We start from the raw sequence: 11,717 nt of genomic DNA on the forward strand, positions 1-11,717 counted from the left end.
CATTCTACGACGTAGAGCGCACGATTACATCATGCCGCCCATACCGCCCATGCCACCCATGCCGGCAGCACCTAAGTCTGGTGCATCGCCTTTAGGCATATCGGTCACCATGCACTCGGTGGTGATCATCAGGCCAGCAACAGAGGCCGCGTACTGCAGAGCAGAACGGGTCACTTTTGTTGGGTCCAGGATACCGAAGTCGATCATGTTGCCGTATTCTTCCGTTGCCGCGTTGTAACCGTAGTTACCTTCACCCGCTTTCACGTTGTTGGCAACCACAGATGGCTCTTCACCGGCGTTAGAAACGATCTGACGCAGAGGCGCTTCCATTGCGCGCAGCGCAACTTTGATACCCACGTTCTGGTCTTCGTTCTGAGCGGTCAGGCCAGCCAGCTTAGCGGCAACGCGCACCAGCGCAACGCCACCACCTGCAACCACGCCTTCTTCTACCGCAGCACGGGTCGCGTGCAGGGCGTCGTCAACGCGTGCTTTCTTCTCTTTCATTTCAACTTCGGTCGCCGCACCGACTTTGATAACCGCAACGCCGCCAGCCAGTTTCGCTACGCGCTCCTGCAGTTTTTCACGGTCGTAGTCGGAAGTCGCTTCTTCGATCTGCTTACGGATCTGACCTACACGGCCCTGAATAGCGGCCTCTTCACCCACGCCATCGATGATGGTGGTGGTGTCTTTGTTGATCACAACGCGTTTCGCCTGGCCCAGGTCTTCCAGGGTCGCTTTTTCCAGCTCCATACCGATCTCTTCAGAGATCACGGTACCGCCGGTCAGGGTAGCGATATCCTGCAGCATTGCTTTACGGCGATCGCCGAAGCCAGGTGCTTTAACCGCAGCCACTTTCACGATGCCGCGCATGGTGTTAACCACCAGGGTCGCCAGCGCTTCGCCTTCAACGTCTTCAGCGATGATAACCAGCGGTTTGCCTGCTTTCGCAACGGCTTCCAGTACTGGCAGCATTTCGCGGATGTTGGAGATTTTCTTGTCAGCCAGCAGGATGAACGGGCTTTCCAGCTCAACAGCGCCAGTCTCTGGCTTGTTGATGAAGTATGGGGACAGGTAACCGCGGTCGAACTGCATACCTTCAACCACGTCCAGTTCGTCTTCCAGACCGGTACCGTCTTCAACGGTGATCACGCCTTCTTTACCGACTTTGTCCATCGCTTCCGCGATCAGCTTACCTACGGTTTCGTCGGAGTTAGCGGAGATAGTACCAACCTGAGCAATGGCTTTAGAGTCAGAGCACGGTACGGACAGCGCTTTCAGTTCTTCAACAGCGGAAGCGACAGCTTTGTCGATACCGCGTTTCAGATCCATTGGGTTCATGCCCGCCGCAACGGCTTTCAGACCTTCGGTGATGATCGCCTGCGCCAGTACGGTCGCGGTGGTGGTACCGTCGCCTGCAGCGTCGTTCGCTTTAGAGGCAACTTCTTTCACCATCTGCGCGCCCATGTTTTCGAACTTGTCTTCCAGCTCGATTTCACGTGCTACGGAAACACCATCTTTAGTGATGGTTGGCGCGCCGAAGGATTTATCCAGCACTACGTTACGGCCTTTCGGGCCCAGGGTCACTTTAACTGCATCGGCCAGTACGTTTACGCCGCGGAGCATTTTTACACGAGCGTCGTTACCGAATTTTACGTCTTTAGCTGCCATGTTCTTATTTCCTCAAATTCTCGTGCGTAAATTACGCTTCAACAATTGCCAGAATGTCGCTCTCGGACATGATCAACACTTCTTCATTGTCGATCTTCTCGGATTTCACGCCGTAGCCATCGTTGAAAATTACGATGTCACCAACTTTAACGTCCAGTGGCTGCACAGTTCCGTTTTCCAGGATGCGGCCCTTACCGACAGCGATGATTTCGCCACGCGTTGATTTGGCTGCTGCAGAACCGGTCAGAACGATGCCGCCAGCAGACTTGGTTTCAACTTCTTTACGTTTGACGATCACACGATCATGTAACGGACGAATACTCATTGATAGCTCTCCTTTGAGAAAGTCATTATCAGTTATGGATGACGCCGGCCCGCATGCGGTTTTCCGACTAGTGCCCTGAGAGATGGGGATAGCTTTTTCCCCCTTCAAGGGGGAGTTGAAAAAAAAATTTGCGAAAGTGTTACCATCGCCTCTCTTTGGATACGGGCAGGGCGATGTTAATGAGTGGACTCAAGCAGGAGTTGGGGCTGGCACAGGGTGTTGGTCTGCTCTCTACCTCCTTGTTAGGAACGGGCGTGTTTGCCGTACCCGCACTGGCGGCGCTGGTGGCAGGCAATAACAGCCTGTGGGCGTGGCCCGTACTGATTGTATTGGTTTTCCCAATAGCCATTGTGTTCGCCATCCTGGGGCGACATTTCCCCAGCGCGGGCGGCGTGGCGCACTTTGTCGGGCTGGCCTTTGGCCGGCGGCTGCAGCGCGTTACCGGCTGGCTGTTTCTCTCCGTCATTCCGGTTGGTCTTCCTGCGGCGTTGCATATTGCCACCGGCTTTGGTCAGGCGCTGTTTGGCTGGCATGATGAGCAGCTTCTGCTGGCCGAACTGGGCACGCTGGCTATCGTCTGGTGGGTAGGCTCTCGCGGGGCCAGCTCCAGCGCCAACCTGCAGACGCTGGTTGCGGTGCTGATCGTCGCACTCGTTGCCGCTATCTGGTGGGCGGGCGATATCACTATCAAAGACATTCCCTTCCCGGCGGTGAAAGACGTCAACCACTCGCAGCTTTTCGCCGCGCTCGCCGTGATGTTCTGGTGTTTTGTCGGTCTGGAGGCCTTTGCCCATCTGGCCTCTGAATTTAAGCAGCCTGAACGTGATTTCCCCCGCGCGCTGATGATAGGCCTGCTGCTGGCAGGCACGGTTTACTGGGCGTGCACCGTGCTGGTGTTGCACTTCAACGCGTTCGGCGCAGATCTCGCCGCTGCGGCATCGCTGCCGGGTATCGTGGTGGAACTGTTCGGCGTGAAGGCGCTGTGGATAGCCTGCGTGATCGGCTATCTGGCCTGTTTTGCCAGCCTGAATATTTATATCCAGAGCTTTGCCCGGCTGGTGTGGTCGCAGGCGCTCTACAAACCTGAGAATCGCCTCGCGCGCCTGTCCAAACGCCAGCTTCCGCTGAATGCCCTGAATGCCGTGCTGGGCTGCTGCGCGCTGAGCACGCTGTGTATTTACGCACTGAAGATCAATCTGGACGCGCTGATCGTCTACGCCAACGGCATTTTCATCATGATCTACCTGCTGTGCATGCTGGCGGGATGTCGTTTGCTGAAAGGTCGTTATAAAGCGCTGGCGGCCGTCGGGGGCGTGCTTTGCCTGCTGTTGCTGGCGATGGTGGGATGGAAGAGCGTGTACGCCATCGTCATGCTGGCGGGGCTGTGGCTGGCGCTTTAGTAGGCCCGGTAAGCGAAGCGCCACCGGGCAACAACATCACCGATCGTCTTTATGGTCTAAACGGTCGTGCTGTTCATCCTTACGCTGATACTCCCCTTCGAAGGTATCGCCCGGTCCGGTGCTAAACCCGCCGCCGGGCATACGGCTGAAGCGCAGATGCGGCAGCAGCTTCATGGTCAGGTGCTTTTGCACCGGCGGCAGAAGCAGCAGAAGGCCAAGGAAATCGGTGAAGAACCCTGGCAGAATCAGCAGCAGTCCAGCAATAATCAGCGACACGCTTTTGATCATCTCTTCCGCCGGGCTTTCCCCTGCGGCCATCTTCTGCTGCATTATCAGGAAATTTTTGAAACCCTGATTACGCACCAGCGACATGCCGATAACGGAGGTGAAAATCACCAGAATCAGCGTCAGCAGGACGCCCAGCACATGGGCCACCTGAATGAAAATGGAAATCTCAATGTAAACATAGAGAAAGAAAGCAATAAACGGTATCCAGCGCACTGGCATCTCCTGTGTGGCAGGCGCCATCGGGCCCCTGTCTGAATGTGTTCGCGACGCGCGTCTGTATGAGATGGTGTCGGTTAGCGAAAATTCAATCGGTTTGCACGGATATTTTTTCTGGAAATATTAAAGCGGTGACCCATTTCACAGATTAATAATTATCATGGAATCGGCTCGATAATAAGTGATCCAGCTTACGGCAATTCGCTATCATCAGCATATGATCTCGAACATCTGGCTGATTGAGGGAATAATCGTCGGCCAGAAAATATTCAAAACCACGTTAATACTGTGTGTTTAGTACAATCCATCGGCAGCTTGAAAAGAAGGTTCACATGTTAAACAACATTCGTATCGAAGAAGACTTGTTGGGTACCAGGGAAGTTCCAGCGGATGCCTACTACGGTGTTCACACTCTGAGAGCGATTGAAAACTTCTACATCAGCAACAGCAAAATCAGCGACATCCCTGAGTTTGTCCGTGGCATGGTGATGGTGAAGAAAGCCGCAGCCCTGGCTAACAAAGAGCTGCAAACCATTCCTAAAAGCGTGGCAAATGCGATTATCGCAGCCTGCGATGAGGTGCTGAACAACGGCAAATGCATGGACCAGTTCCCGGTTGACGTCTACCAGGGCGGCGCGGGTACCTCCGTCAACATGAATACCAACGAAGTCCTGGCAAACATCGGCCTGGAACTGATGGGTCACCAGAAGGGTGAATACCAGTACCTGAACCCGAACGACCACGTTAACAAATGCCAGTCCACCAACGACGCCTACCCTACCGGCTTCCGTATCGCGGTGTATGCCTCTGTCGTGAAGCTGGTGGATGCGATCAACCAGCTGGGCGATGGCTTCCAGCGTAAAGCGGTTGAGTTCCAGGACATTCTGAAAATGGGGCGTACCCAGCTGCAGGACGCGGTGCCGATGACCCTCGGCCAGGAATTCCACGCGTTTAACGTGCTGCTCAACGAAGAAACGAAAAACCTGCTGCGCACCTCCGAGCTGCTGCTGGAAGTGAACCTGGGCGCAACCGCCATCGGTACGCGTCTGAACACCCCGGATGGCTACCAGCAGCTGGCGGTACAGAAGCTGGCTGAAGTTTCTAACCTGCCGGTTGTCCCTGCAGAAGACCTGATTGAAGCCACCTCAGACTGCGGCGCCTACGTTATGGTGCACAGCGCGCTGAAACGTCTGGCGGTGAAACTGTCCAAAATTTGTAACGACCTGCGCCTGCTCTCTTCCGGTCCGCGCGCTGGCCTGAACGAAATCAACCTGCCAGAACTGCAGGCAGGTTCGTCCATCATGCCAGCCAAGGTGAACCCGGTCGTGCCGGAGGTGGTGAACCAGGTTTGCTTCAAAGTCATCGGTAACGATACGACCGTGACCATGGCCTCTGAAGCGGGTCAGCTGCAGCTGAACGTAATGGAGCCAGTAATTGGCCAGGCGATGTTTGAATCTATCCACATCCTGACCAACGCCTGCTACAACCTGCTGGAAAAATGCATTAACGGCATCACGGCCAATAAAGAAGTCTGTGAAGGTTATGTCTATAACTCCATCGGGATCGTCACCTACCTCAACCCGTTCATCGGTCACCACAACGGTGACATCGTCGGTAAGATTTGTGCCGAAACCGGTAAGAGCGTACGTGAAGTGGTGCTGGAGCGCGGGCTGTTGACCGAAGCTGAGCTGGACGACATTTTCTCTGCTCAGAACCTGATGCACCCGGCCTATAAAGCGAAACGATATACCGATGAAAGCGAACAGTAACCGTTCAGGCTAGGCTTCTTAAGGCACGTCACTTGTGACGTGCCTTTTTTCTTTTTAGGTGTTACCAAAATACAACAATTCAATATCAACTTGTTAATAAGCAAGGCAGGTCCTTATGTTTGGAGCAGAACTCGTCATCGTCCTGTTGGCGATTTATTTGGGAGCAAGACTCGGGGGTATCGGCATCGGCTTTGCCGGCGGTCTCGGGGTGCTCGTTCTTACCCTTATCTTTCAGATTAAACCCGGCGCAATCCCCTTTGACGTTATCGAAATCATCATGGCAGTTATTGCCGCTATCGCCGCCATGCAGGTGGCAGGCGGTATGGACTACCTGGTGAGCCTGGCGGAGCGAATGCTGCGCCGCCATCCAAAGTACATTACCTTCCTTGCTCCTCTGGTGACCTGGTTTATGACCATTCTCGCCGGTACGGGCCACACCGCTTTCTCTACGCTACCGGTGATTACCGAAGTAGCGAAAGAGCAGGGTATCCGTCCGTCTCGTCCGCTCTCTATTGCCGTCGTCGCGTCCCAGATTGCGATTACCGCTTCGCCGATTTCCGCAGCGGTGGTCTTCTTCGCCGGTATCCTCGAGCCGATGGGCGTGAGTTATCTGACGCTGCTGGCGATCTGTATTCCGGTGACGCTGATTGCGGTGATGATTACCGCCGTGCTGTGTAACTTCCTCGGCGCCGAGCTGAAGGACGATCCGGTGTACCAGGAGCGTCTGGCAAAAGGTGAAGTGAGCCTGCGCGGCAGCCAGGTCTTTGAGCTGAAGCCGCACGCGAAACGCTCCGTGCTGCTGTTCCTGATCGGCATCGTCGCAGTGATGTTCTACGCGACCGCCATTAGCGATACCGTGGGTCTGATCCAGAACCCGGTCCTGCCGCGTAACGAAGCGATTGTGGTGTTTATGCTGACTATCGCGACGCTGATTAGCATCACCTGTAAAATTGACACCAGCGAAGTGCTGAACGCCAGCACCTTCAAATCCGGTATGAGCGCCTGCGTGTGCGTACTGGGTGTGGCGTGGCTCGGCGATACCTTCGTGAAGGCACACATCAGCGACATTCAGACCGTAGCAGGCGACCTGCTGCACAACTATCCGTGGCTGCTGGCGGTGGTGCTGTTCTTTGCCGCTACCCTGCTTTACTCCCAGGCCGCGACCACCAAAGCGCTGATGCCTGCGGCTCTGATGCTGGGCGTTACGCCGCTGACGGCGATTGCCTCATTCGCGGCGGTTTCGGCCCTGTTCGTTCTGCCCACCTACCCAACCCTGCTGGCGGCGGTGGAGATGGACGACACCGGCTCAACCCGTATCGGTAAGTATGTGTTTAACCATGCGTTTCTGATCCCTGGCGTGGTGGCCATTTCGCTTTGCGTCATCCTCGGCTTTATCATCGGCGGCATTGTGCTGTAAACCATCAGCCGTTGTAAAAATAGTTAAAATCGGGCCGCTCTGCGGCCCGTTTCATTAATGACCAACCGCCTTGCGTGATATAGTGAAGCCTTTCGTGATGAGGAGGTCGACTTGTGAACACGCCTGATGCCGTTGTCGTACTGTGCACCGCCCCTGATGAAGCCTCTGCCCAGGATCTCGCCGCCAAGGTGCTGGCCGAAAAACTGGCAGCCTGCGTAACGCTCCTCCCCGGGGCCACGTCCCTTTATTACTGGGAAGGCAAGCTGGAGCAGGAATACGAAGTCCAGATGCTGCTCAAAACGAATCTGGCGAATCAGCAGGCGCTCCTGGACTGCCTCAAGTCTCATCATCCTTACCAAACCCCGGAACTGCTGGTCTTGCCAGTGGTTCATGGCGATAACGACTATCTCTCATGGCTCAACGCTTCCTTACGCTGATCCTGCTGCTGTGCAGCACGTCAGTTTTTGCCGGGTTGTTTGACGCACCCGGCCGTTCGAACTTCATTCCTGCTGACCAGGCGTTTGTTTTCGATTTTCAGCAAAACCAGCACGACCTGACGCTTACCTGGCAGGTGAAAGAGGGCTATTACCTCTATCGCAAGCAGGTAAGCATTACCCCTGCGCAGGCCAGCGTAGGCGCACTACAGTTGCCCGCTGGCGAGTGGCATGAGGACGAGTTCTACGGTAAGAGTGAAATCTACCGCCAGGGCCTACGCGTCCCCGTCACGGTGAATCAGGCGGATAAAGGCGCGACGTTGACGGTGACCTATCAGGGATGCGCGGACGCGGGATTCTGCTATCCGCCGGAAACGAAGGTCGTTCCGCTGAGCGAAGTAAAAGCGGCAGCGACGGTTACCCCTCTTCCTTCGGGCGAGAGGCGTGAAGCTCCCGCTGACCTGCCGTTCTCCGCGCTGTGGGCCTTACTGATTGGGATTGGCATTGCCTTTACCCCCTGCGTGCTGCCGATGTATCCGCTCATCTCTGGCATCGTGCTGGGCGGTAAGCAACGGCTTTCCACCGCACGCGCCCTGCTGTTGGCCTTTATTTATGTGCAGGGCATGGCATTGACCTACACTGCCCTTGGCCTTGTGGTTGCCGCTGCCGGGTTACAGTTCCAGGCCGCACTCCAGCATCCTTACGTTCTCATTGGCCTGTCCGCGATCTTTATCCTGCTGGCACTGTCGATGTTTGGCCTGTTCACGCTGCAGCTACCCTCGGCACTTCAAACGCGCTTAACGCTGATGAGTAACCGCCAGCAGGGTGGCTCGCCAGGCGGCGTATTGGTGATGGGCGCCATCGCCGGTTTGATTTGTTCCCCCTGCACCACCGCCCCGCTGAGCGCCATCCTGCTTTATATCGCTCAGAGCGGCAACATGTGGCTCGGCGGCGGAACGTTGTACCTTTACGCCCTGGGCATGGGGCTGCCGCTGATCCTGGTCACGGTCTTCGGCAATCGACTGCTGCCGAAGAGCGGTCCGTGGATGGAGACGGTGAAAACCGCATTTGGCTTTGTCATCCTCGCGCTGCCGGTGTTCCTTCTTGAGCGTATCATCGGCGACGCCTGGGGCTTGCGCCTGTGGGCGATGCTCGGCGTTGTATTCTTTGCCTGGGCGTTTATCGTCAGCCTCGGGGCGAAGAAGCCATGGATGCGCCTGGTGCAAATCCTGCTCCTGGCTGCCGCACTGGTGAGCGTTCGTCCTCTGCAGGACTGGGCGTTCGGTACGCCGGCGAGTCAGACTCAGGCACATCTGAACTTCACCCAGATTCAAAACGTGGATGAACTCAACGGTGCCCTGGCAAAGGCGAACGGTAAACCGGTGATGCTCGATCTCTATGCCGACTGGTGTGTGGCCTGCAAAGAGTTTGAAAAATACACCTTTAGCGATCCACTGGTGCGAAACGCCCTGAAAGAGACCGTTTTGCTCCAGGCGAACGTGACCGCCAATAATGCACAGGATAAGGCCCTGCTGAAGCAGCTCAACGTACTCGGGTTGCCAACCATCCTGTTCTTCAATCAACAGGGTCAGGAACAGCCAGAACAGCGTGTAACCGGGTTTATGGATGCAGCGTCATTTAGCGCGCATTTGCGCAATCGCCAACCGTAAACAACACTTTAAACGGAACAAACCGTTGGGAATAGCGGAGGAGATAACCGTGCAACGTGAAGACGTACTGGGACAAGCCCTGCAATTACTTGAGATTCAAGGGATCGCCAGCACCACGCTTGAGATGGTAGCCGACCGTATCGATTATCCCCTGGATGAACTTAAGCGCTTCTGGCCGGATAAAGAGGCGCTACTCTATGATGCCCTGCGCTACCTTAGCCAGCAGGTTGATGTCTGGCGCAGGCAACTGATGTTGAATGAAGAGCTGACTGCGGAGCAAAAGCTGCTGGCACGCTATTCCGCCCTGACTGATTGCGTAAGTAACAATCGTTATCCAGGCTGTCTGTTTATTGCGGCCTGTACGTTCTATCCCGATCCCGGGCATCCCATTCACCAGCTGGCGGATCAGCAAAAACGGGCAGCGCATGACTTCACTCACGAGCTGCTGACCCGCCTTGAAGTGGATGACCCGGCAATGGTGGCTAAACAGATGGAGCTGGTGCTGGAGGGCTGCCTGAGCCGCATGCTGGTGAACCGTAGCCAGGCTGATGTTGATACGGCGCACCGACTGGCGGAAGATATTCTGCGCTTTGCTCAGTGTCGTATGGGCGGGGCGTTGACGTAAGCGAACCGGCTAAATTTTGCCTGTTCGACGCGTAAACCATCAGATTGCCGCAAAGTTAAGCAGTTGAACAGCTTTTACCGAAATAGTGTTGACGATAAGGCGCGATTGCGGTTTAATGCGCTCCGTTGCCCGGATAGCTCAGTCGGTAGAGCAGGGGATTGAAAATCCCCGTGTCCTTGGTTCGATTCCGAGTCCGGGCACCAAATTCATATCAACGGACCTCCACGGAGGTCCGTTTTTGCATTCTAATCCCGCAGAAATCAACACCTCTTCAATCCATTAACTCCACCCAGCTCAATCAACTTCTACCCGCATCAAGCCCCTTGCGAGGGTACAACTGAGGGTATAGTCTGATTCGATAAAATTTATGCCCCTTTTACTATCAGGAGATACCGCCAATGGCGCTCACTGACGCTAAAATCCGTGCAGCTAAACCGGATGAAAAACCTTATAAACTTGCCGACAGCGGCAACATGTTTTTGCTCGTTCACCCTAACGGCTCGCGCTACTGGCGACTCCGCTACCGGTTTCTGGGCAAAGAGAAAACGCTCGCCCTGGGTGTCTATCCTGAAGTCTCGTTATCAGAAGCAAGGGAAAAACGCGATGCGGCGAGAAAGCAGATAGCTGAAGGAACTGACCCGTGCGAACAGAAACGAATCAAAAAGTCGGTACCCGAAACAGCTCAGACATTTGAAGGCATCGCAAGGCAGTGGCATAAGAGCAACAAAAAATGGTCAGCCTCACATAGTGAGAAGATACTGAAAAGCCTAGAAACTCATGTGTTTCCCTTTATCGGTTCACGTGACATTACCACCCTCAGAACTCCCGATTTACTTGTTCCAGTAAAGGCAGCCGAAGCCAAAGAGATTTATGAGATTGCAGCGCGCCTTCAGCAGCGTATCACTGCAATCATGCGCTATGCTGCCCAGTCAGGCATTATCACCTATAACCCTGCCGTGGATATGGCTGGCGCGTTAACCACGGTGAAACGTCAGCACCGCCCTGCCCTCGCCTTAAATCGCATTTCTGAACTACTTGAACGACTGGATACCTACAGAGGTCAACCTCTCACCCGACTGGCAACTAAACTTACACTGCTCATCTTCATCCGTTCCAGTGAACTTCGCTTTGCCAGGTGGTCTGAGATCGACTTTAAGAAAGCCATGTGGACCATTCCTCCTGAGCGAAAACCTATTGAAGGGGTCAAGTATTCCCATCGCGGCTCAAAAATGCGTACAGAGCATCTGGTTCCACTCTCAACTCAGGCACTGGATATTCTCAAACAAATCCAGGTCATCAGCGGTGAGCACGAGCTAATTTTCACTGGCGACCACAATCCATGGAAACCTATGAGTGAAAATACGGTGAATAACGCGTTACGCCTGATGGGCTACAATACAAAAGTTGACGTTTGTGGCCACGGCTTCAGGGCAATGGCATGCAGTTCATTGATTGAATCTGGTCTATGGTCCAGGGATGCTGTTGAACGTCAGATGAGCCATCAGGAGCGTAATGGCGTACGTGCGGCCTACATTCATAAAGCTGAGTTCTTAGACGAACGCAAATTGATGCTGCAATGGTGGGCAGATTTTCTCGATGCGAATAGTGAAAATCCGGTCTCACCTTTCGATTACGCCAGACAACAATTATAATCTATTCTCCCGGCAGAAATGCCGGGAGAATGTTTACTTATTCTTTCCCTGTATACATTTATTCACAGAGGGGGTGATGGCAAGCTGCCGCCTGTCCTTGTGATGAACTATTTTACGTAGGTACAGGGGATTACCGGTAATGACTCCAACTTACTGATAGTGTTTTATGTTCAGATAATGCCCGATGACCTTGTCATGCAGCTCCACCGATTTTGAGAACGACAGTGACTTCCGTCCCAGCCTTGCCAGATGT

11 protein-coding genes and 1 tRNA gene are annotated in these 11,717 nt (G+C 54.5%); 8 read left to right on the top strand and 4 right to left on the bottom strand.

What is annotated here, in order from left to right; genetic code table 11:
- Positions 1-24: 24 nt before the first annotated feature.
- On the bottom strand, positions 25-1,668 hold the full coding sequence (groL, locus tag ACMWKK_RS09575) for a chaperonin GroEL (RefSeq protein ID WP_014882201.1): 1,644 nt from the start codon (positions 1,666-1,668) through the stop codon (positions 25-27).
- 31 nt (positions 1,669-1,699) lie between these two features.
- The gene (locus ACMWKK_RS09580) at positions 1,700-1,993 is read right to left on the bottom strand and encodes a co-chaperone GroES (protein WP_003855929.1); all 294 of its coding nucleotides are present in this window, start codon (positions 1,991-1,993) and stop codon (positions 1,700-1,702) included.
- Positions 1,994-2,172: 179 nt separating this feature from the next.
- Between ACMWKK_RS09580 and yjeH the strand changes: the two genes are divergently transcribed.
- Positions 2,173-3,393 (top strand): L-methionine/branched-chain amino acid transporter, encoded by a 1,221-nt coding sequence (yjeH, locus tag ACMWKK_RS09585; protein ID WP_112780398.1) that lies wholly within the window; start codon positions 2,173-2,175, stop codon positions 3,391-3,393.
- A gap of 36 nt (positions 3,394-3,429) precedes the next feature.
- On the opposite strand, the gene ACMWKK_RS09590 is transcribed toward yjeH, so the two are convergent.
- Positions 3,430-3,894 (bottom strand): FxsA family protein, encoded by a 465-nt coding sequence (locus ACMWKK_RS09590; RefSeq protein ID WP_023616652.1) that lies wholly within the window; start codon positions 3,892-3,894, stop codon positions 3,430-3,432.
- Positions 3,895-4,229: 335 nt separating this feature from the next.
- On the opposite strand from ACMWKK_RS09590, the gene aspA reads away from it, so the two are divergent.
- The 7 genes from aspA (at position 4,230) to ACMWKK_RS09625 (ending at position 11,464) form a co-directional block, all read left to right on the top strand.
- Positions 4,230-5,666, top strand: a complete 1,437-nt coding sequence (gene aspA / locus ACMWKK_RS09595; RefSeq protein WP_023616654.1) for an aspartate ammonia-lyase — start codon at positions 4,230-4,232, stop codon at positions 5,664-5,666.
- 115 nt (positions 5,667-5,781) lie between these two features.
- Positions 5,782-7,083, top strand: a complete 1,302-nt coding sequence (locus tag ACMWKK_RS09600; protein WP_045331459.1) for an anaerobic C4-dicarboxylate transporter — start codon at positions 5,782-5,784, stop codon at positions 7,081-7,083.
- Between the two features lie 113 nt (positions 7,084-7,196).
- Entirely contained in the window at positions 7,197-7,520 is a 324-nt protein-coding gene (gene cutA / locus ACMWKK_RS09605; RefSeq protein ID WP_014168278.1) for a divalent cation tolerance protein CutA, read from the top strand.
- Positions 7,496-9,187: a protein-disulfide reductase DsbD gene (locus ACMWKK_RS09610; protein WP_112780396.1), complete on the top strand. Its 1,692-nt coding sequence runs from the start codon at positions 7,496-7,498 to the stop codon at positions 9,185-9,187. Before cutA ends, ACMWKK_RS09610 begins: the two co-directional genes overlap by 25 nt.
- Before the next feature lie 49 nt (positions 9,188-9,236).
- Positions 9,237-9,812 (top strand): transcriptional regulator, encoded by a 576-nt coding sequence (locus tag ACMWKK_RS09615; protein WP_112780395.1) that lies wholly within the window; start codon positions 9,237-9,239, stop codon positions 9,810-9,812.
- 127 nt (positions 9,813-9,939) lie between these two features.
- Positions 9,940-10,015 (top strand) — tRNA-Phe (locus tag ACMWKK_RS09620).
- A 195-nt stretch (positions 10,016-10,210) separates the two neighbouring features.
- Positions 10,211-11,464 (top strand): tyrosine-type recombinase/integrase, encoded by a 1,254-nt coding sequence (locus ACMWKK_RS09625; RefSeq protein ID WP_001218761.1) that lies wholly within the window; start codon positions 10,211-10,213, stop codon positions 11,462-11,464.
- A gap of 150 nt (positions 11,465-11,614) precedes the next feature.
- On the opposite strand, the gene ACMWKK_RS09630 is transcribed toward ACMWKK_RS09625, so the two are convergent.
- Positions 11,615-11,717, bottom strand: a 103-nt coding sequence (locus ACMWKK_RS09630) for an IS1 family transposase (RefSeq protein WP_000496773.1), incomplete at its 5' end; no start/stop codon positions are given.

This window comes from Enterobacter sp. 01-M-03-SI-ECC (assembly GCF_047530215.1).
GTDB lineage: Bacteria > Pseudomonadota > Gammaproteobacteria > Enterobacterales > Enterobacteriaceae > Enterobacter > Enterobacter chengduensis.

What these genes read in the sequence shown, in the direction of transcription:
- ACMWKK_RS09600 (WP_045331459.1), top strand. Translation starts at nt 5,782, where the DNA reads ATGTTTGGAGCAGAACTCGTCATCGTCCTGTTGGCGATTTATTTGGGA.
- yjeH (WP_112780398.1), top strand. Translation starts at nt 2,173, where the DNA reads ATGAGTGGACTCAAGCAGGAGTTGGGGCTGGCACAGGGTGTTGGTCTG.
- aspA (WP_023616654.1), top strand. Translation starts at nt 4,230, where the DNA reads ATGTTAAACAACATTCGTATCGAAGAAGACTTGTTGGGTACCAGGGAA.
- groL (WP_014882201.1), bottom strand. Translation starts at nt 1,668, where the DNA reads ATGGCAGCTAAAGACGTAAAATTCGGTAACGACGCTCGTGTAAAAATG.
- ACMWKK_RS09610 (WP_112780396.1), top strand. Translation starts at nt 7,496, where the DNA reads ATGGCTCAACGCTTCCTTACGCTGATCCTGCTGCTGTGCAGCACGTCA.
- ACMWKK_RS09625 (WP_001218761.1), top strand. Translation starts at nt 10,211, where the DNA reads ATGGCGCTCACTGACGCTAAAATCCGTGCAGCTAAACCGGATGAAAAA.
- ACMWKK_RS09580 (WP_003855929.1), bottom strand. Translation starts at nt 1,993, where the DNA reads ATGAGTATTCGTCCGTTACATGATCGTGTGATCGTCAAACGTAAAGAA.